The organism is Kribbella sp. NPDC031520, from assembly GCF_055580825.1.
The window spans coordinates 1336918-1357807 of the sequence record NZ_JBVIKS010000002.1 but is presented as its reverse complement, the minus strand read 5'-3'; the positions used below and the strand labels follow the sequence as shown (position 1 = coordinate 1357807).

Here is a 20890-nt window from a genome sequence, read left to right as displayed (position 1 = left end):
CTCTGGGAACCCGGACACGGGTTCCCGGAGGTCTTTGCATTACGGAACCTGGGAGTCGGGTTGCTCGCCGGTAAACTCTCTCCTCCGGTGCTGTTTTCCGCTGCGGCCACGTAGTACTCTCTGGTTCACGTCGTTGTGGGGGCGGCGTTGGACGAGGTCCGTGACGGGGAGTGGGTTGGTCACGGGCGTCGCTGTTCACCTGTGGGGGGTGACTGTGCGTGACAGAATTCGTCATGTCGGAGGGGTTGGCCGATCCGGCTGACTTACGGCCGGCGCCATCGGGGGAGCGTCGCCGGCCGGTCTGGGTGGTACCGGACGAGGTTCCGGCGATCGTGCCGCGGGCGGCGCGGTTCACCGAGGCGCGCTGGGTCGCGAAGTACCGGTGGGCCGCGCTCGCCGGTGATCTGGTGGCCGCGCTGTTCGGTGTGTCGCTGGCGCTCGTGGTGCGGTTCGGGGCCCAGATCGACCTCGGCTACGTTGTGCTGGGCGCGGCGCTGCCGATCGCCTGGCTGGTCTGTGTGGCGCTGGAGCGCGGTTACGAGACCCGTTACTTCGGCACCGGGCCGGAGGAGTTCCGCTCGATCATCCGGGCCGCGGTCGCGCTGACCGCCGTCGTCGCCGTGACGTCGTACGCGACGAAGAGCCAGGTTGCGCGTGGCTTTGTCGTCCTCGCAGTACCGATGACCTGTCTGGCCGCGATGTTCGCGCGCTGGCTGCTGCACCGGCAGATCTCCAAGCGGCGTTTCCTGAACCGCTGCATGCGCCGGGTACTCGTTGTCGGCCGCAACGATCAGGTGACCACGCTGCGGCGGCACCTGGAGGAGCGGAAGACCGACGGGTACGTCGTGGTGGCCAGCTGCCTGCCGCGCGGTGACGCGTTCGAGGAGGAGCTGAGCGAGACCAGCCTGGAGCGGCTGGGCCGTGCCGAGATGGACATCCTGGCGGCGGTCGACCAGTACGACGTCGAGGTCGTCGCGGTGGCCACCGACCCGGAGCTCGCAGGGCACTCGCTGCGCAAGCTGTCCTGGGCCCTGGAGCAGCGCGCCGTCGACCTGATCGTGTCGCCGGGCATCGTCGAGGTGGCCGGCCCGCGGATCTCGATCCGTCCGGTCGCCGGCCTGTCGCTGCTGCACCTGGAGCGGCCGTCGGTCAGCGGCGGTCCGCACCTGATGAAGAACATCTTCGACCGGGTCGTCGGTTGTCTGATGCTGCTGGCGCTGACGCCGCTGCTGCTGGTCACGGCGCTCGTGGTCAAGCTCACCAGCCGTGGTCCGGTGCTGTTCAAGCAGACCCGGGTCGGTCGGGGCGGCGAGCAGTTCACGATGCTGAAGTTCCGCACGATGGTGGTCGACGCCGAGGAACGCAAGGCCGAGCTGCACTCGCTGAACGAGGGCAACGGGATCCTGTTCAAACTCCGCGACGACCCGCGGATCACGAAGGCCGGCAAGTACCTGCGCCGGTTCTCGATCGACGAGCTGCCGCAGCTGGTGAACGTGCTCCGGGGGGACATGTCACTGGTCGGCCCGCGCCCGCCGCTGCCGGCCGAGGTGGCGCAGTACCAGATCGACGACGCGCGCCGGATGCTCGTGAAGCCGGGGCTGACCGGCCTGTGGCAGGTCAGTGGCCGCAGCGACCTGACCTGGGAGGAGTCGATGCGGCTCGACCTGCGGTACGCCGACAACTGGTCGATCGCGCTGGACCTGCTGATTCTGTGGAAGACCGCGCGCGCCGTGCTGGGGAGCGACGGCGCGTACTGAGGCGGTTCGCAGTACCTGATGCTGTGCATTCCCGAGGGGGGAATTCGTGACCGTAGTAATGGAGAGGTCGGCCACCACCCGATCCGAAGCCGCGACGCTGGTGGTCCAGGCCGCGGCCGGGGACCAGGCGGCCTGGAGCCGGTTGGTCGACCACTATGCGCGGCTCGTCTGGGCCGTGACCCGCAGCTTCCGGCTGACCGACAGCGACGCCGCGGACGTCTCGCAGATGGTCTGGCTGCGGCTGCTCGAGCACATCAACCGCGTCGACCCGGAGCGGGTCGGCGCCTGGCTGGTCGTCACCACGCGCCGGGAATGCCTGCGGGTACTGGCGTTCCGCAAGCGCGTCGTGCTCACCTATGAGGCGTCCGAGTTCGAGGCGGTGCCGGCGGACCAGCCGGCTCTCGACGCGGACCTGCTCGCCGGGGAGCGGGCGGACGACGTACGCCGGGCGCTGCGAAGCCTCCCGGAGCGGTGGCAGCAACTGCTCGGCATGCTGATGGCCGACCCGCCGCTGCCGTACGCCGTGATCTCCGAGACGCTCGGGCTGCCGGTCGGCAGCATCGGCCCGATGCGCGGCCGGTGCCTGGACAAACTCCGGGTGCTCCTCGCCGGCTGACTGCCGCGCGAGGGGTCCTCAGAGCGGAACCCAGGCGGTACGGACGGGACGATGGCCCGCAGCAGGCCAGCGCACGACGAAGCTGGTCAGTTGCGGGCGCATCCATGTCATCGTCCGGCCGTGCGACCACAGGATCGCCAGCGGGCCGCGTACGCCGGGCATGTGTGACTCGACCATGACCGGCCCGTCCGGGCTGACGTTCAGGTTGACGGTGAGCAGCCGGTCACCGCTGGTCGTGACCTCGACGGTGCAGTCGTGCCCGGCGAACCGGAGCCGGCGTACCGGAAGCAGCGCCCCGTCGACGGTGTCGATCAGGCTGTCGAACACCAGATCCAGCACCGCGAGGCCCCAGTCGTGGTCGAGGTAGGCCGCGCGGCCCAACGCCGCGACCTGCTCCACCTGACCGGCGGCGCCGAGCTCACCGGATCCGCGCACCATCAGCGACCTCCCGGTGTGATGATCTTGACCACGCTGTCCTTGTCCTGGCCGTACGGAGCGCCCTGCCACATCGCCCAGTTCACCGAGTTCCCCTGGCCGTGGATCAGGAAGTGCCAGGGGCCCGCGTAGGTGTTGCTGTAGAACCGATTGCCCTGCTTGAACGTGATCCAGTCCTGGATCGCATCGTCGTGGTACGGCGAGTTCTTCCACGCCGGGTACGTCCCCCAGTTCGAGAACAGGCCGTTGTAGCCGCAGCCGGACAGGGCCCCGCAGTTCCCGGCCATCTTGTCCGGGTCGAGCGAGAACAGGTTGTCGTGCACCTGGACGTTCTTGGTCTTCCACCGGCAGTCGTCCTTGTACGGCTCGATCTGAAGGTTCGACTCGGTGCAACTGCGGGCCGTGACGACGGGGTTCACCAAGGTGTTGACACGGGTATTGGTGCCGGCCGGCGAGCCGGCGAAACGGTCCGCGTTCTCCCACAGGATCACGCCGGACCAGTTGTCGGTGAACACGTTTCCGGTGATCTCGAACGTCTGGTTGTACGGCCCCGGCACCCGGCTGTCGCTACCGGACTCGGACACGTAAACCGCGCCGGTCGGGAAGCCCTGGATCCTCGGGCCTGTCTCCCAGCCGTTGTGGACGAACGTGTTGCCGCGGATCAGCGCGTTGTAGCTGGCTTCGTAGATGAGGCCCTGGGCGCTGTTGTCGGACAGGTAGTTGTTCTCGAACAGGAACCCGACGCTGTTCGTGTCCACCCACAGGCCGGCGCCCTTGTTGTCGTGGACCCAGTTGTTCTTGACGACGGCCTTGCTGGTCATCCAGAACTTGCCACCGCCGGTGCAACCGCATCCTCGCCGGAGGGTCTCCCAGTCGTCGGTGTTGTTGCCGGAGACCTCGTTCCCGTCGAGGACGACGCCGGCGACGTTGTGCGGGTTGTACGAGTTGAAGCCGTACTGGCCGTTCTGCGTCAGGCAGTTGCCTCGCAGCACGTTCCGGCTGCCGACCATCACGCCGGCGCCCGCGTTGTCCTGGATCGTGTTGTGCTCGATCACCCAGCCCGCGGCCGAGTCGTGGTTGACCACGCCCTCGTCGTTGTTGCTGCCGCGGCTGCCGAAGTTCTGGATGGTGAGGTTCTTCACCGTCACGTTGGTCGCGTAGCCCGTGAACGCGTAGAGGTTGTCGTGGGCGCCGTCCAGGATCGCCCCGGGCGCGCCGATGTAGGTGTTGCCGTCCTTCGGAATCACCTGGCTGTACAGGCCGGAGCCCAGAACGTGGACGCCGGGCTCCAGCCAGAAGGTCGTCCCCTTGGGGTGCGTGCTGGTCAGGTCGTAGAGGGGCTGTGTGGTGCTCACCGTGACGGCACCGGCCGGCGGCGAGGCCGGACCGGCGAGCACCGCGGCCTTGCCGCATACCTTGGCGGGCGGCGTCTTCGGAGCCTGCGCCGACGCTGTCGCGGTTGCGGCCGACCCTCCGCGCGGCGTCGACGCATGGTTGTGCTCCTTGTCGCCGAGGCGCACGATCGTGACCGTGGCGCCGGCGGCGAGGACGAGCGCACAGACCAGCACGACGGGTCTGCGTCGGTACCACACGCGATGCTCCATCTGTCTTCCTCATCCGGGGGCCGGGGTGATCTCTCGCGTTTGCGGGGTGGGGGTTCCCGCCTCGTGTCGCTAGGACTCGCCGATCTTCATCTCGGACCCTCACGGGTGGATGCTTGATAGACGAGCGACGCGGCCAGCGTGAGCTCGAGCAGGTACGGTGACGCCTCGCTCAGTCCGCTCTCGGTGAACGAGGCGACCAGGCAGTAGGCGACCAGGAACAGGGCGAGGGCCCGATGCGGGCCTTGCGGCACGAACCACGCGGCGGTCAGCACGAACAGCACCAGTACGACCGTCAGCGCGACGCCGACGAGCCCGACGTCGTAGTAGGTGCCGAGCCAGTTGCTGTCGATCGGCAGGCCGTTGAACGACTTGTTGGACAGGCCGAACCCGAACAAGGTCTCGAAGGTCGTGCGCGGCTGGGCGAGGATCGCGTCCCAGACCTGCTTCCGTCCGGTCAGCGCACCCAGTTGCTGGGTGTCCTGGCCGCGGGCCAGCCAGGTCGCCACCACCGAGCCGAGGGTGAGCGCGCCGAGGGTGAAGACGAGGACACCGATCGCGAACGTCTTACGTACCCGCGAGCGTGCGGTGAACAGGCTGAGCCCGGCGATCATCACGCCGGCCAGCATCGCGACCAGGGCGGTCCGGGTGTGGGTGAGCAGCAGAACCGGGACGGACACCAGCACGCTCGTGATGGCCACCCAACGCTTGAGCAGGCCGGCCATCCACAGCACGACCGTGAGACCGATCGCCACCGCGGAGTAGTGCCCGACCTGGGTCGGTGGAATGGGCCAGAGGGCTCCGCCGAGCCGGCCCTCGGTCATCGCCAGCCCAGGCGCGACGAACAACCCGACGACGACCGACGCGACGATGCCCCACAACACCATCAGATGTGTACGTACCAGCAGCAGGTCGCGGCGGGTCCACCACGGCGTGAGCAGCCACAGTACGAGAGCGAATCCGCAGAGCCGGCCCGCGCGGAACAAGGCACCTAACAGGAACTCCGCCCGGACGCTGGCCATAAGTCCTTCCACCGCCAGCGTCAGCAGCAGGGCGATGTAGACACTCGGCCGGATCCGGAGCGGCCGGTTCACCGTCAACACCATCGTCAGTGCGCCGACCAGGGCCCCCTGGGCGATCAGCTTCCCGACCGATCCCGGGATCGGCAGCAGATGCGGGGCGCCCGGGAAGAACGTCATCACGTTCAGCACCAGCAGGGTCCAGGTCAGCTGGACGCGGCGGCGCCGTCTGACCTCGGGCGCGACCACCCGCCTGGTCGGCCGGGTACCGAGCCGCGAGGTCAGCTGGCTGCCGACCCGGGGGACGGCCGTGGTCATCGGCCGAACATCTCGACGTCGACCGACCGAGCCCGGCCGGACTCGGCTTCGGCGACGCCGACGCTCTCGTCGGTGCGGTCCGGGTGGAGGACCACGGCGGTGTCGATCTCGAGCCCGGCCAGCCGCAGCATCTCGCCGGTCGCCTGGACCTTGCTGGTGGTCGACTCTCCCGCGGTCACGAAGACAGCGGCGTGCGACGCCCAGGTGGCCAGGTGATCCGCACCGACGGCCGGAGTCAGGGTGGCCAGGCTGAGCACGATGTCGGCGGCCTCCCAGGCCGCGTCGAGCGCGACGTCCACCCGGCCGGCCGGGCGGCCGCTGTCGCCGATCCGGATGTAGGCACCTTCGGCCGGGCCGGCGGCCGGGTCGGCGAGATGTACGTCGAGGCGCCGTCCCGATTCGCTGAACTTCGACTCGTGTGTGCCGGTTTCCTTGACGCCCAGCATCCGCGCCAGGCTGCCGCCAGTCAGGTCGGCGACCAGAACGTGCTTGCCCTCCTCGGCCAGCGAGACCGCCAGCGACGCCACCGCCAGGGCACAGGTCCGGACGTCGTCGATGCTGACGACGGTGATCGCCGGCGTCGGCCGATCGCCCCAGAAGATGCGCTGGTCGAGATGCTGGACGATGAGCTGGTTCTCCGGACTGCGGCGCTGCGCATCGCGGAAGAAGCGCGGGAAGGGGAGCAGCTGCCATCCCGGCGGCCGGTCCGTGCTCAGCCGGACCCGGGCACCCAGGGCATGGGCGATGTCCTGCCGCTTCCACAGCCGGTCGGAGATCAGGGCCCGGACGACGACGAAACCGAGGCCGAGGAAGAGCCCCGCGATGAGGCCGGTGGCGGCGCTGATCACGATCGTCTTCTTCGCCGAGACGTGCACCGGTGCGGCCACGTCGAGGATGCGGCTGCTGTTCATCGTCGCGTTCTGGACCTGCTGGTCGAGCAGTTGCTGGCGAACGTACGAGAACCGCTCGCGCGCGGCGACCAGCCGGACGCCCTCCGGGGTGTTCGGATTCTTCAGCGGATCGGCCAGGGGGTCGTCGCCGGTCGCGCTGACCGCCTGCTCGGCAAGCGTCAGGTTGTTCTGCGCCGAGGTCAGGTCGCGGCTCAGCGGCGCAGTCTGCAGGTTGACCTGCTCCCTGCGGAACACGAGGAACACCTGCGCGATGGTCGTCGCCAGCCTGGTGGAATCGTCGCTGGTCTTGGCCTTGGCGGTGATCTCGAGCACCCGGTCGGTCGGGGCGACGACGGTGTACCGCTTGAGCAGGTCGTCCTGGGTGCCGGGCAGCTGGAGCAGGTCGATCACCCGCTGGGCGACCGTACGGGTGGTCGCCAGGCTCACGTCCGTCGCCATCGCGGTCAGCGGGTCCTCGCCGTCGCGATGGGAGATCAGCAGCCGGGTCATCGACGAGCTCTGCGCGGGCAGGACGACGGTCGACGCCAGGCCACCGAGCAGACCGATGATCGCGACGACCAGCCAGATCCGCAGGTGCCGGCGGATCGCGTCGCGGACGAACCGGAACGTGACGAGTGAGTCCGGCGGGAACGACGCCGAGCGCTCGCTGTCGAACAGGCCGTCGTCATCGGCCCAGGCCGGGTCCTTGGAAACCGGCTCGGTGTAGGGCTGGTTGCTCATTTGGTCCTCCTCGCCGTACCGGTGAGGAGGGTGGGCAGGCGCGAGTTGGAGCGGCGCGTGGACTGCGAGACCCGGCCGATGGTGCGGTCCGCCGGGTCGGGATCGGTGACGACCACGCCGTCGATGTTGCGGTCGTCGGCCGCGGCGGCGACGGCCAGCCGGGCCAGCTCCTCGGCCGTCACGACGCCGGACGACAGCGCGACGATCGTGTTCGTGGTGCGCTCGGTGCCGGCCAGGTGCGGCGCGTCCCGGTCGACCACGACCAGGTGAATCGTCAGTGCGCTCGTACCGGGCGGCTCCTGGTGCGTGTCGATCACGATCGAGGTGGGGATGCCGATCGAGGTGGCGAGCGCCGCCAGTTGCGCCCCGAGCGGCAACGCCCTGTCGTCGCCGGTGAACGACAGCACGGTCAGCGAGACCGGTGTGCCGTCCCGGACGTCCAGTCCGAGGTGGTGCAGCGTCTTGCGCAGGCTCCACGCCTCGACCGCGGTCGGCGAGTACTGGTCGAGCAGATACGTCCAGTCGGACACGTCGGTGGCCCGGTACGACGCGACCGAGGCCAGTACGGGCAGGGCGACCGCGTCGGCGATCTCGTCCCGCAGGCGCAGCCGGCGATCGCCGCGGACCCGGGCCAGGACACCGATCGAGCCGGCCGCGGCACCTGCCAGCGCGCCGAGCAGACCGAAGATCCCGAGATGGACGGCCAGATTGCCGCCCTGTGCGGTTGTCGCTTGTTCCAGCACCCGCGCCCCCGTCTTCTTACCCAGGTCGCCGGGCAGCTTCTGGTCGGTGGTGACGAAGACCAGATAGACCTCGGCGACCGCGTTCGCCAGTCGCATCGACTGCTGCGCCGTCGTCCCCTTCGCCTCGATCTTGAGGACGTACTCGGTGACAGCGGTGACCTTCACCCGCTGGCGGACCTTCATGGCCGACAACGGCGGCGTCAGGTTCTGGCCGGCGCTGTTGAGCACGGGTTCGCTCTCCGCGATGTAGACCTGGGTCTCGATGCTCTGCGCATCCGCGGCCTTGTCCGAGGTCGAGTTCGTGGCCGGCGTCGGCGGCAGTACGACGAGCGAGGTCGCGGTGTGCATGGCCGGCACAATGAGTCCGTACGCGATCCCGCCGAGCAGGCCGACCAGTGCCGCGGCGGCGACAATCAGGCGGTGTCTGCGGATCGCCCGCAAGGACTTCTTGACGTCGAGCTGCTGTGCGCTCACAGTCCCCTCCAGTCGAACGTCACATTCAGGTCGTCTAATAGAGGGCGATGACGGCGGGCTGATACAGCCGAAAGTCCGGTCATGACCGGAATCGGAACGTGCTCACCGCGGGCGTCCCGGAGGCGACCACCCCGGTGCCGACCAGGGTGGTGGCGGGGACCTTGTGGCCGAATCGCGGGGAGTACCAGCCCAGCAACGGATCGTTGCTGCCGTGGTACGTCGTCCAGGTCAGGTCCGTGGGCAACTCGACGCTCGCTGAGCCGGTCGGCCACTCCAGGCGGCCTGTCGCCAGGTCGACCTCTACCTCGGGACCCAGGTGCCACGCGATCCGTACGTCGGCCGTCGCGTCCAGGTGGTCCTCCACGCGGAGGACGCCGTCCTCGAGTACGGCCGTACGTCGGTGGGTCACGGGCGCGTAGCCGTCGTGTTCGGCTTCCCAGGTCGTCGGGGAATGGCGAAGAACCTTGCCGGTTGCGCCGCGGAGCCAGAGGAACGGGCCGCCCCAGGTGGACTGTTCGGTACGGGCTACTTCCACGGTGTTGTGGGCGATCGTGGAGCGGAAGTAGTTCCGCCACTCCGCTTCGCCGTGGTAGCAGTACGTGCCTGGGTCGGCCAGCACGTCCACGCCGTCGACGCGTACCTCTAGCGAGAGTGCGTCGGAGTGTGCGTGGGCTGCGATCGACAGGAAGCCGTGCGGGCCTGCGTCTGCCCGGCACCAGACGTTCTTGCTGCGAAGAATCGTCAGACCGGCGTCTCTGAAGTGGCCTGGTCGTTCGGCAGGACGGTCCGGTTGCCGGCCGTTCACCAGGGAGCCGACGATGACAGACGTCGCCGTACGGGGGCTGTCAGGCCACCAGGGCGTCTTGCCGACTACAGCAGCGCCTAGAGAGAGGTACGCCGACCAGGTGCTCGCGTCCGGTGGGTCCAGTACCAAGACCATGCCCTCGTCGTCGTCCCCTTGTCGTGGTGGGCGTAAACGGCTGTCGACGATTGCTGCTGCTACGTCGACCGTGCGGGTCAGTAGGGACCACGTGTCCTGGCTGAGCGGGTGGCCGGCGTTGTCCGCTTCCAGTGCGGCGTACAGGCCGAGCTCTGAGACGAAGCGGTGGTAGTCCGTGGCCAGCTCGCGGTTCACGCCGGAGGGGAACGTGTTGGCGTCCAGTTCCTTCTCCAGCAGGGCTGCGGCGTTAGCGCGCCAGCGGTCGCTCTTGTTGAACCAGGGGAACGCAGAGGCTCCTACGAGCTGGCCCGCTGCTTCTGCGATCACATGGTTGTTCGCGGACGAGCCGTGGCTCTGGAACGCGGCCAGGTAGCGCTGGTGCCAGTAGAGCTGCTGCAGCGCCAGTTCGTTGTGCTCGAACAGGCTGGTGACGTCGGGCCAGTCGTTCAGCAGGCGGCGGATCCACGTCCAGCTGATCAGCCGCAGACCGACCTCGATACCGCTCGCCCAGTGCACACCGGACAAGAACGGGTTGGAGCGCCACCAGTCGTTGAGGTGGTCGGCAACACGTTCGGCGTACCGGTCGTCGTGCGTCAGGAACCACGCGGCGGCCAGCTGAGTCAGGTGGTGGTGGCGGGACAGCTCCCACACCTGCTTGATGTTCCCGACAGCCTGCTCGTTGCGGTGGTTCAGCTTGAAGACGTACTGCGCCGGGTCCGAGCGACGGCCCGTGATCGGGTCGCGGAACCAGTCCGGCGACTTCAGATCGGTACGGTCGGCACCTAGTACTTCCAGGTGGCCGTCCAGGATTGCCTCGGCCTGCCTGATGACAGCTTTGCGAGCGTCCTCCGGTACGGCGCAGGCCGTGTGCGGGTCTAGCGTCGTACTGAACGTGCGTTCCTTCCGGAGCGGAAGATTCAGCTTCGCGTCCTGCCCGGGCCTGACCTGCTGGTAGGCCCAGGCAGTACGCCGTCCGGTATCGCTGGTGCGCTGGATGAGTTCTGTGGGGGACATCCGGCGCAGGCGGCGGACGTACCAGCCCAAGGGCTGGCGGGTCACACGTTCTCCGGCTTGCCTGAAGCCAGGCTGCGGTCAACCGCGATGGTGGCGCGGGTGGTGGCGACCAGTTGCTCGAACGGGATCGGCATCGGGCCGCCGGACTTGACGGCGGCGACGAAGTGCTCGAGCTCGGTGCGCTGGCCCTTGTCGGTGCTGCGGGCCTTGCGGGTGGCCGGTTTGCGTCCGGTCCAGACGGACGCGCTCTGGAAGTTGTCGAACCGGGCGTTGCGGCCGCCGCCGGTGATGTCGATCGTCTCCTTCGGGAAGCGCGCGTTGCCGCCGCCGACGTACGCGATCGTGCCGACCGAGCCGTTCGCGAACCGGAGCGTGACGAGGACGTCGCCGGTGTCCGGGCCGGGTACGGCGTACACCTCGGTCGGGAGGCTGTTCAGCCACCAGGTGAGCGTGTCGATGAAGTGACCGCCTTCGCCGGCGAACCGGGTACCTTCCTTGCCGGCGTCGAGGTACCAGCTGGTGGAGTCGAGCTTGCCGGCGTTCACGAGGTACCGGACCGAGCTGTTGCCGCCGGGGGTGCCGAAGCGTTCCTTGAGGTCGGTGAGCAGCGGCGCGAACCGGCGGTTGAAGCCGACCATCAGCCGGTCGTTGCCGGTGGCATCCACCGTGGCGACGATCCGGTCGAGCTCGTCGTCCGTCAACGCCAACGGCTTCTCGACGAAGACGGCCTTCCCGGTCTCCAACGCGCGACATGCCAGCTCGGCATGCGAACTGTGTCGCGTCACCACGAACAACGCGTCGAGGCTCGCGTCGCCCAGCACCTCGTCGGCGTTGGTCGACACCGCCTCGAACCCGAACCTCCGCTGAGCATTCGCCGCGGACAAAGACTTGTTCGTGGCAACCCGCCCGAGCACCGCACGCTCATCCTTCTGCAGATGCGGCAACAGCATGCTGGACGCATAGTTGCCCGCCCCAACAAACCCCACCCGCACAACGTCCGTAGGAACAGCCTCTTGTCGACGACTGACTCCTACGACCGGTCGCTGGTCGAGCTCGCCTGTTTCTTCCTTCGGGTATTCGAAGAGGAAGCCGACGCCTGGATACGCGCCTGTGCTCAGCTTCTGGTAAACATCCGTGGCGTCGGCGATGGGGAAGGTGTTGGCGATCAGGGAGCCGACGTCGATCTGTTCGCGGGCGATCAGGTCGACGAAGCATTCCAGGTTGCGGCGTTCGGTCCAGCGGACGTAGCCGGCCGGGTAGTCGATGCCCTGCAGTTCGTAGCGGTCGTCGTACCGTCCCGGACCGTACGACCGCGAGAACCGGACGTCCAGTTCCTTGTCGTAGTACGCGTTCCACGGCAGGTCGAGCTTCGTCTTGCCGATGTCGACGACGCGCGCGCGATCCCGGGCCAGCCGGGCGGCCGTCTCGACCGGTCCGTTCGAATGCCCGCCGGCAGCCAGCAGAATGCGATCCGCGCCCAGCCCATTGGATGCCTGCAGCAACGACCGCTCGAGTACGTCGATCTGATCCGGCGAAGCACAGGCCAGTGCGCCCGCCTTCTCCGCCATCCGGCAGCGGTCCTCGACTGTGTCGATCCCGAACACCCGCACCCCGGCCGCGACCAGCAGTCGTACGACGAGTTGCCCGACCAGCCCGAGCCCGATCACGACGGCGGTGTCGCCCAGCTGTACCTCGGCCTGCCGTACACCCTGCATAGCGATCGCGCCGACGGTCGAGAACGCGGCCTGCTCAGCCGGCACTCCGTCCGGTACCGGCACGCACAGGTTCACCGGCACCCAGTTGTACTCCGCGTGCAGCGCGAACTCGTTCCCCGCCGCGGCGACCATCTGGCCGACGCTGAACTCCTCGGCACCGGCCCCGACCTCGACCACCACGCCACACAGTGAGTACCCGAGCGGCGTGTACGAGTCGAGCTTGTTCATCACCTTCTTGTAGGTGCTCATGACGCCCTGCTGCGCAACGGTGTCGAGCACCTTGCGGACCTGGTCCGGCCGCGCCTTCGCCTTGCCGACCAGCGACAGCTTCGCCTCGCCGACCTTCATCAGCTCGGTGCCGGTGGAGATCAGCGAGTACAGCGAACGCACCAGCACCCCACCCGGCGCACAGCCCGGCGGCGGTACGTCGAGCACCGCCAGCTCGCCGGACTTGTAGTTCTGGGCAACCTGCTTCATAGCCGTCCTTCATCCAGAGGTGATGGTGACACCGAGGTCCCGCATGTGCCTGGTCCAGGTCTCGAGGGTCAGCAACTGCCAGATCTGCTTGGAGTAGTCCTCGCGCCCGGCCCGCTCGTCGTCGACCAGCTTCTGTACGGCGCCCTGCCGCAGGAACCCGCTCCCGACCAGCTCACCGCGCAGCAGTACGTCGTCGACCAGCTCGCGCAGGTCGTTGCGTACCCAGGCTCGCAGCGGCGCGCTGAACGACGCCTTCGGCCGGTAGATGATCTCCTTCGGCAACCACGCCTCGGCCGCCTTCTTCAGCGCGAGCTTGCTGACCCGGCGGTGGATCTTCTCGCTGCCAGGGATCGAGAACGCCGCGCGCGCCACGACCGGGTCCACGAACGGCGTCCGTACCTCGGTCGACGCGGCCATGCTCGCGCGGTCGGTGTACGTGAGGTTCAATCCCGGGAGGAACATCCGCGAGTCCGCCAGGCACATCCGGTTGACGTGGTCGTCGAGCGTGGTGTCGTGGTAGATGTCCGCGTGCTCGGACAGCAGCTTCCCGACGTACGGCTCCAGGTCCGGGCTCAACAGCCCGGCCAGCTGGTCCCCGTCGTACATCGTGTAGCTGCGCCGGAACGCCGTCTCCTCGGACAGGTTCGCGAACGTCTCGAATCGCTTGGCCCACCGCGCGTACCGCAGGCCGCGGCCGTTCACAGTCACGGGGAGCCGTCGTACGGCGGGCCCGATCACACCGTTCCGGAGTACGCCGGGAAGCCGCTGGTACTGCGCTCCCATCACGCACGCAAGGTGCTTGCGGTAGCCGCCGAACAACTCGTCCGCGCCCATCCCGGACAGCAGTACCTTCACGCCGGCATCGCGGGCGGTGTCGCACATCAGCAGCGTGTTGATCGCGGCCGGGTCGCCGATCGGCTCGTCCAGAATGTCAACAATCCGCGGAAGCAGCTCGACGACGTCCGGGGCGATCTCGATCTCGTGCAGGTCGATGCCGAACTGCTGCGCCACCTTGCGCGCGTAGATCGCGTCGTCGGGCATCGCTTCGAGCTTCTGGTCCTGCGCCCGGAACGTGATCGTGTACGAGTCGACACCCGGATCCATGCGCTTGGCCAGCACGGTCACCAGGCTGGAATCCAGCCCGCCGCTGAGGAACGTGGAGACCGGGACGTCGGCGACCAGGTGCGCGGCGACCGACTCCTCGATGATCGTGCGCAGGTCGGCAGGCGGACCGGCCGCGGCCTCGGTGGCGACGTCGGTCACCCGCCAGTACGTCTCGTGCCGGCTGCCGCCGTCGGGCCGGAACTCCGCCCACGAACCCGGCGGGAGCTTCTCGACGCCGTCGATCGCGCAGCGCTGCTCGGGCAGCCAGTAGTAGAGCATCGACGCGATCAGCGCGCCGGGCTCGGTGCGCAGCTCGGAGCCGACCGCGGAGACCAGCGCCTTCAGCTCGGACGCGAAGATCACGCCGCCCTCGCGGCGCAGGAAGTACAGCGGCTTGATGCCGAGCGGGTCGCGGGCCAGGTACAGGCTGCCGCTCTCCTCGTCGAGCATCGCGAACGCGAACATGCCGCGGAACCGCTTGAGCGCGTCCGGACCCCAGCGCCGCCAGGCCTCCAGTACGACCTCGGTGTCGCTCGCGGTCCGGAAATGCACGCCGGACTTCGACAGCTCGGCCCGCAGCTCCTTGTAGTTGTAGAGCTCGCCGTTGTAGCAGATGGTCAAACCCTGCTTGCTGAACGGCTGGTCGGCGGCCGACGACAGGTCGATGATCGACAACCGGCGATGCGCCAGGAACGCCCGGACGTCACCTTCGTCGAACGCGTACAGCCGGTCCGCGTCCGGACCGCGATGCGCGATCCGGTTGCTCATCAGCTCCGCCAGCGCGAAGCCGTCGCGCTGCTGGTAGCAGCCCGCGATGCCGCACACGTCAGGATCCCGTCTTCATGCCGGTGACGTCGCCGACGTGGCTGACGTGACCGGTCAACGCGTCGTACACCTGCAGGTACGCCTTCTGCTGGTGCGTCCACGCCAGCACCCGCTCGACGCGTTCGCGGCCGAGCTTCGCCATCCGGCGGCGGCGGACCTCGTCGTCGAGCAGCTCGACGATCGCGTCGCCGTACTTCGCCACGTCGTTCGGCTCGACGTACACCGCGGCGTCGGCGGCGGACACCTTCGTCTCCACCAGGTCGAAGGCCACGACCGGCAGCTCGAACGCCATGTACTCCATGGTCTTGTTCATCGTCGACACGTCGTTGAGCGGGTTCTTCGGGTCGGGGGACAGGCCGGCGTCCGCGGTCGACATCACCGCGCGCACGGTCTCGTCCGGCACCCGGCCGGTGAACTCGACGTACTCGCCGAGGCCCAGCTCGTCCCGCAATGCGACCACGTCGTCGAACGAGTCGCCGCCGCCCATCAACGTGAACGCGATGTCGGTCCGGTGCAGATTGTTGACAATATGATCAGCGGCCCGGACGACGATGTCGACGCCGTCCTGCGGACCCATCACGCCGATGTACGTGACCAGGTAGCGGTGACCGCGGCGCAGGGCCTCGTCCGGTGCGCTGCGGAGCAGTTTGTCCGGGTCCGGCCCGGTGCGGACCACGGTCACGTCGTGGTTCGCCTTGCCGCTGCGGGTGATCGCGATCCGGCGGTACGAGTCGTTCGTCGAGATCACGTGGTCGGCCTGGCGGTGCGTCGTCCGTTCGAGGAACCGCAGCCCCTTGTACGGCAGGCTCGTCGTACCGCCGAACCGGGACTGGAACAGCTCCGGGCACAGATCGTGGTGGTCGAACACGAAGCGCGTATGGTCGATCCGGCGCAGCAGCATCGCGATCGGCCAGAAGATGTCCGGCGGGTTGCACGCCTGCAGCACGCGGAACTTGCCGGCCTTGCGGGCCCGGAACACCAGCCGCAGCGTCATCAGGAACGAGTACGCGTACTCCCAGACGAAGCCGACCTTGCTGCCGCCCGGCGCGTACGCCTTGTACTTGTGCACGGTGACGCCGTCGATCACCTCGTACGACGGATCGCCCGGACCCTTCGGGCAGACGACGGTCACGTCGTACCCGGCCGCGACCAGCGCCTGGCACTCGAGCCAGACGCGGCGGTCGAACGGCACCCAGAGGTTCTGGATGATGATCAGCACCCGGGGACCGGTCACCAGCCCACTCCTTCGTACCCGGGCAGCTCCTCGACCTCGGCGCCGAGCCGGCCGCTGAGGTCGATGGTCCGCGGCGGAGGTGTCTCCAGCAGCGCGCCGATCGCAGCCTTGTCGGTGGCCGACACGATCGCCACGTCGGCGCCGGCGAGGGCCGTGTGCGGGTTGTCGGTCAGTACCCGCTGCAGGTGCGGGAGCTTCGACTGGACGTGGCGCAGGTTGGCGCCGACCAGCCGGGTGGGGTTGACGATCGCGTCGTAGATGCGCAGGTTGTAGCCCTTGCCGATCAGCCTTTCGGCGAGTTCGACGTTCGGGCTCTCGCGCAGGTCGTCGGTGGCGTGCTTGAAGCTCAGCCCGAGCAGTGCGATCTCGCGGCCGGGGCCGGCGATCACGCGGTCGACGACGTCGCGGACACTGCGTTCGTTGGTGGCCAGCGCGCCGGACAGCAGCGGGAGTTCGGTGTCGTTGATCCGGGCCAGGTGCAGGACGCTGCGGAGATCCTTCGGCAGGCAGGAGCCGCCGAACGCGAAGCCGGGCTTGAGGTAGTACGGCGAGATGTTCAGGCTGGTGTCTTGTACGAAGATCTTCATCACCTCGCGCGAGTCCACGGCGAAGTGCCGGAAGATCCGGCCCATCTCGTTCGCGAACGACACCTTGGTGGCGTGGAACGCGTTGCACGCGTACTTCAGCGCCTCGGCCGTCCGGACGTCGACAAGCTGCACATCCTTGCCGAGGAACGAGAACAAGTCGGTCAGAGCGGTACCGACTTTCGGGTTGCGGGTGCCGACCACGACGAACGGCGGCTCGTAGAAGTCCGCGAGCCCCGATCCCTCGCGCAGGAACTCCGGGCACATCGCCGTACCGAAGGTGAGTCCCTCCGGCGGCGGTACCTCGGCCAGCACCTTGGCGACGACTTCGTCCACCGTGCCCGGTGGGACCGTGCTGCGCACGACGATGCTGTGGAACCCGGACGCCGGCCGTACGACGACCTGCGCCGCCTCGGCGATGTCCCGTACCGCGCGCTTGATGTAGGTGAGGTCCGTACTGCCCGCCTGCGTCGACGGCGTACCGACACAGATCAGCGAGACATCGGCCCGCTCGAGCGCCAGCCGCGGATCGGTGGTCGCCCGCAGCCGCCCGGAGGTGGCCCCGGCCGCGACGAGCTCGTCCAGCCCCGGTTCGACCACCGGACTGTGCCCCTCGACGATCGGCTCCACCTTGGCGGTGTCGACATCCACCCCCCACACCTCGTGCCCGGCAGCAGCCAGACAAGCCGCCGTCACCGACCCCACGTACCCCAAGCCGAACACGGCAACTTTCATAACGCCCCCCACAGGCTCGGTTCCGACGTCCCCACACCCCCAGCGCCCATGAGAGCAACCACCGCACCACGCTGATACACCCCTGTGGAAATCTCCCCCGAGAAATTCCCCGCGGAAACTATCCTGGACACGGAACGTGTCCGGCCCTCCCGACATCGGAGTAACCATGGAAGCCCAGTTCAAGCTGCCGAACGGTGACACCCTGCACATCATCGACACCGCCACGGTCGGCCGCAGCCTGGGCAGAATCCTGCAACTGTTCCGCACCGGCGAGACCGAGCCGGTGTTCTTCGGCGACGAACCCCGGCCCGAAGGTGTGGTGATCACTTTCGAGCAGTGGGCCGAGTACGAGCGCCTGAAGGAAGACGCCGAGTCCGACCGCAAGATGGAGGCCATCACCCGCGAGCGCCTGGCAAACGCCCGCCCGGAGGACTGGGTGTCGTTCGAGGACGCGGCCCGCGAGGGTGGCTGGGACCTGGACGTCCCGCCGTACGAGCCGCCTGCTGATCCCGAGAAGTGGTGACCACCTATCACCTGATGATCCATGAGGATCTCAGGCAACAGATCAACGAGTTGAGCGCGGAGTACAAGCGCGATCCCAGCAGCGACGCCGGCAAAGAGTACGTGGCGGTAATCAACGGGCTGAAGGCCCTGCAGCAGGGGCAAGAGGCGAACTACCAAGGCAAGCAGTTGGGTTACGGTCCGCGGTCGCACGACCTGAGAGACTGCGCCGAGCTGAAGGTGCCGGTGTTCGACGAGCGGCCGATGGGTCCGTCGCACCGGCTGACCTATCGCGAGTTCGATCCGCTGCCCAAGATCGAGGGGGGCCGGGTGGTCGCGGACCCCGACGCCAAGCCGTACCGGCAGGTGGTTGCGTTCGCGCACCGGTCGGCCGACCCGGCGGCAATCACGGGCGAGCGTCTGGGCCGGCAGCGCGGCCTACCGGATCGGGACCTGCAAGGGCTGACCGGGGGAGGGCGCCCGGAGATCGGACCGCAGCGGCAGGGCGTGCAGACCACACCGCACCGGATTCCCGTGCCCGGGGACCTGCTGCGGCAGGCGGCGATTCTCCGCGACAGTCCTCCCGCCGGCACCGCCCCGAAGCCGGCGGCCGCGCCACAGGCGAACCCCCACCGACCGCCCAGCACCGGCACCTCAAAGTCGAAGGAACGCTGACCGAGTCGGTCTCGGTCGAGGGTGGATTCGCGGGCGCGGCCAGTCAGCGGTGGGTGACTGAGGGTTGGGGTGTGGGTGCCGTCTGTTGGTGCGGGGAAATTGGCTGTATCAGGGGGCCTTCCGGCGGATCTGTATTGGGCGACGGGATGTGCGCCGGTGTGAGGGGATCGGGATGAAGGTTCTGGTGGCGGGGGATCGGGGTTATATCGGGGCGGTGATGGTGCCGTTCCTGCGGAGTGCGGGTCATCAGGTGGCCGGGCTGGACTCCGGGTTGTACGAGGGGTGCGACCTGCTGGGTGGGCCGGAGCCGATCGGGGATCGGGTGCCGCGGGATCTACGGGACGTGACCGCCCGGGAACTTGCCGGGTACGACGCGGTGGTGTGTCTGGCCGCGTTGTCGAACGATCCGCTCGGCAACCTGGACAAGGCGGCGACGTACTCGGTCAACCTGGACGGCACGCTGAACCTGGCCCGGGCGGCGAAGGACGCCGGGATCGAGCGGTTCCTGTTCGCGTCCTCGTGCAGCCTGTACGGCGCGGCCGGGTCGGAGGCGGTCGGTGAGGACGCCGAGATGTTCCCGGTGACGGCGTACGGCGAGACGAAGGCGCTGGCCGAGCAGGAGCTGTCGAAGCTCGCCGACGACACCTTCAGCCCGACGTACCTGCGGAACGCGACCGCGTACGGCGCCTCGACCCGGCTGCGGCTGGACATTGTTGTCAACAATCTGACCGCCATCGCGCTGACCACCGGACAGGTCCGGCTGGAGAGCGACGGCACCCCGTGGCGGCCGCTCGTGCACATCGAGGACATCAGCCGCGCGTTCCTGCAGGTCCTGGAGTCGCCGCGGGAGACGATCCACGACGAGGCGTTCAACGTCGGCCGGCCCGAGGACGTCGTCCAGGTCCGCGACATCGCCGAGATGGTCCGCGCGGCCGTCCCCGGCTCGACGCTCTCGATCGCCGACGGCGCCGGGCCGGACCTGCGCAACTACAAGGTCGACTTCAGCAAGCTCTACGAGACGTTCCCGGACCTGAAGCTGCAGTGGTCGGTCCGCAAGGGCGTCGACGAGCTGTACGACGCCTACCAGCGGCACGGCCTCACGCTCGACGACTTCAACTCGGCGCAGTTCGTCCGCCTGCGCCGCATCCAGCAACTGCTGAACGCGAACCTGGTCGACGGCAACCTGCGCCGCCAGACGGACGCGCAGTTCCCGGGACCGAAGGAGCTGAACTGATGGCCGACCAGATCCCCTGCCGGCTCTGCGGTGAGCCCCTGACACAGACGTTCGTCGACCTCGGCATGTCGCCGCCCTGCGAGAGCTACCTGCGCGCCGACCAGCTCGACAGCGGCGAGACGTTCTACCCGCTGCACGTCCGGATCTGTGACAACTGCCTGCTCGTCCAGCTGCCGGCGTACGTCGCGGCCGACGACGTGTTCAGCGACTACCTGTACTTCTCGTCGTACTCGACCAGCTGGGTCGAGCACGCGCGCCGGTTCGTCGTCGACATGCAGGAGCGGCTGAAGCTCGACCGGAACAGCCTGATCGTGGAGGCCGCCAGCAACGACGGCTACTTGTTGCAGCACGCAACAAACCTGGGCATCCCGGTACTCGGCATCGAGCCGGCCGCGAACATCGCGAAGATCGCGAACGAGAAGGGCATCCGTACGGAGAGCTACTTCCTCAGTGAGGCGACCGGCAAGGACGCCGCGGCCAGGTACGGCCAGGCGGACCTTGTCGTCGGCAACAACGTGTTCGCGCACGTCCCGGACATCGTCGACTTCGCGAAGGGCCTGCGGGCGCTGGTGAAGGACGACGGCCTGGTGTCGCTGGAGTTCCCGCATCTGCTCCGGTTGATCGAGAACCGCCAGTACGACACGATCTACCACGAGCACTACCAGTACCTGACGCTGCGGACCGCGTCCGAGGCGCTGGCCAAGGCCGGCCTGACGGTGGTCGACGTCCAGGAACTCGCCAGCCACGGCGGCTCGCTGCGGGTGTTCAGCACCCCGGCCGAGACCGCGGGCGACCCGTCGGACCTCGTCGTCAAGGTGCTGCAGGACGAGGAGGAGGCCGGGCTGCACACGGTCGAGGGCCACCTGGGTTTCGCCGCCGAGGTCTTCAAGATCAAGTCCGACCTGCTCGAGTTCCTGATCCAGGCGCAGCGCGACGGCAAGTTCGTCGCCGGGTACGGCGCTCCTGGCAAGGGCAACACGCTGCTCAACCACTGCGGCATCCGCGAGGACCTGCTGCCGTACACGGTCGACCGCAGCCCGCACAAGCACGGCATGTACCTGCCGGGCACGCACATCCCGATCTTCGCCCCGGAGCGCCTGGCCGAGACGCGCCCCGACTACATCGTGATCCTGCCGTGGAACCTGCGCGCGGAGATCGTCCACCAGCTCGGCTACGCACGGGAGTGGGGCGCGCAGTTCGTCGTACCGATCCCACGTCTCGAACTGCTCTGAATCGTGTTTGGGCTCTGAAAAACCTC

At 68.2% G+C, this 20890-nt stretch carries 16 protein-coding genes; 6 read left to right on the top strand and 10 right to left on the bottom strand.

Annotation, left to right across the window (positions count from 1 at the left end):
* Positions 1-218 precede the first annotated feature (218 nt).
* Together ACZ5BU_RS15090 and ACZ5BU_RS15085 are read left to right on the top strand one after the other, a co-directional pair.
* Positions 219-1757 carry a sugar transferase gene (locus tag ACZ5BU_RS15090; protein WP_465699173.1) on the top strand — a complete coding sequence of 513 codons (1539 nt, stop codon included), beginning with the start codon at positions 219-221 and terminating at the stop codon, positions 1755-1757.
* Positions 1758-1803: 46 nt separating this feature from the next.
* A complete protein-coding gene (locus ACZ5BU_RS15085) occupies positions 1804-2373 on the top strand; it encodes an RNA polymerase sigma factor (RefSeq protein ID WP_465699172.1) in 570 nt (189 codons plus the stop codon).
* An 18-nt stretch (positions 2374-2391) separates the two neighbouring features.
* On the opposite strand, the gene ACZ5BU_RS15080 is transcribed toward ACZ5BU_RS15085, so the two are convergent.
* The 10 genes from ACZ5BU_RS15080 to ACZ5BU_RS15035 form a co-directional block, all read right to left on the bottom strand.
* On the bottom strand, positions 2392-2811 hold the full coding sequence (locus ACZ5BU_RS15080; RefSeq protein WP_465699171.1) for a hypothetical protein: 420 nt from the start codon (positions 2809-2811) through the stop codon (positions 2392-2394).
* On the bottom strand, positions 2811-4412 hold the full coding sequence (locus ACZ5BU_RS15075; protein ID WP_465699169.1) for a right-handed parallel beta-helix repeat-containing protein: 1602 nt from the start codon (positions 4410-4412) through the stop codon (positions 2811-2813). The genes ACZ5BU_RS15080 and ACZ5BU_RS15075 overlap by 1 nt, the downstream gene beginning before the upstream one ends.
* 86 nt (positions 4413-4498) lie before the next feature.
* Positions 4499-5746, bottom strand: a complete 1248-nt coding sequence (locus tag ACZ5BU_RS15070) for a hypothetical protein (RefSeq protein ID WP_465699167.1) — start codon at positions 5744-5746, stop codon at positions 4499-4501.
* On the bottom strand, positions 5743-7377 hold the full coding sequence (locus ACZ5BU_RS15065; protein ID WP_465699165.1) for a hypothetical protein: 1635 nt from the start codon (positions 7375-7377) through the stop codon (positions 5743-5745). The genes ACZ5BU_RS15070 and ACZ5BU_RS15065 overlap by 4 nt, the downstream gene beginning before the upstream one ends.
* A complete protein-coding gene (locus ACZ5BU_RS15060; protein ID WP_465699164.1) occupies positions 7374-8594 on the bottom strand; it encodes a Wzz/FepE/Etk N-terminal domain-containing protein in 1221 nt (406 codons plus the stop codon). Before ACZ5BU_RS15060 ends, ACZ5BU_RS15065 begins: the two co-directional genes overlap by 4 nt.
* A gap of 79 nt (positions 8595-8673) precedes the next feature.
* The gene (locus tag ACZ5BU_RS15055; protein ID WP_465699162.1) at positions 8674-10593 is read right to left on the bottom strand and encodes a heparinase II/III family protein; all 1920 of its coding nucleotides are present in this window, start codon (positions 10591-10593) and stop codon (positions 8674-8676) included.
* Entirely contained in the window at positions 10590-12740 is a 2151-nt protein-coding gene (locus tag ACZ5BU_RS15050) for a bi-domain-containing oxidoreductase (RefSeq protein ID WP_465699160.1), read from the bottom strand. The genes ACZ5BU_RS15055 and ACZ5BU_RS15050 overlap by 4 nt, the downstream gene beginning before the upstream one ends.
* Before the next feature lie 9 nt (positions 12741-12749).
* The gene (asnB, locus tag ACZ5BU_RS15045) at positions 12750-14669 is read right to left on the bottom strand and encodes an asparagine synthase (glutamine-hydrolyzing) (protein ID WP_465699158.1); all 1920 of its coding nucleotides are present in this window, start codon (positions 14667-14669) and stop codon (positions 12750-12752) included.
* Position 14670: 1 nt separating this feature from the next.
* A complete protein-coding gene (locus ACZ5BU_RS15040; protein ID WP_465699156.1) occupies positions 14671-15903 on the bottom strand; it encodes a glycosyltransferase family 4 protein in 1233 nt (410 codons plus the stop codon).
* The gene (locus ACZ5BU_RS15035; protein WP_465699154.1) at positions 15900-17222 is read right to left on the bottom strand and encodes a UDP-glucose dehydrogenase family protein; all 1323 of its coding nucleotides are present in this window, start codon (positions 17220-17222) and stop codon (positions 15900-15902) included. The genes ACZ5BU_RS15040 and ACZ5BU_RS15035 overlap by 4 nt, the downstream gene beginning before the upstream one ends.
* 166 nt (positions 17223-17388) lie before the next feature.
* Between ACZ5BU_RS15035 and ACZ5BU_RS15030 the strand changes: the two genes are divergently transcribed.
* The 4 genes from ACZ5BU_RS15030 (at position 17389) to ACZ5BU_RS15015 (ending at position 20864) form a co-directional block, all read left to right on the top strand.
* Positions 17389-17745, top strand: coding sequence for a hypothetical protein (locus ACZ5BU_RS15030; protein ID WP_465699153.1), 357 nt, complete (start codon positions 17389-17391; stop codon positions 17743-17745).
* Complete coding sequence (locus ACZ5BU_RS15025; RefSeq protein WP_465699151.1) at positions 17742-18398, top strand: hypothetical protein; 657 nt, start codon at positions 17742-17744, stop codon at positions 18396-18398. The genes ACZ5BU_RS15030 and ACZ5BU_RS15025 overlap by 4 nt, the downstream gene beginning before the upstream one ends.
* A 172-nt stretch (positions 18399-18570) precedes the next feature.
* Positions 18571-19632, top strand: a complete 1062-nt coding sequence (locus tag ACZ5BU_RS15020; RefSeq protein ID WP_465699150.1) for an NAD-dependent epimerase/dehydratase family protein — start codon at positions 18571-18573, stop codon at positions 19630-19632.
* Positions 19632-20864: a methyltransferase domain-containing protein gene (locus ACZ5BU_RS15015; protein ID WP_465699148.1), complete on the top strand. Its 1233-nt coding sequence runs from the start codon at positions 19632-19634 to the stop codon at positions 20862-20864. The genes ACZ5BU_RS15020 and ACZ5BU_RS15015 overlap by 1 nt, the downstream gene beginning before the upstream one ends.
* Positions 20865-20890 lie beyond the last annotated feature (26 nt).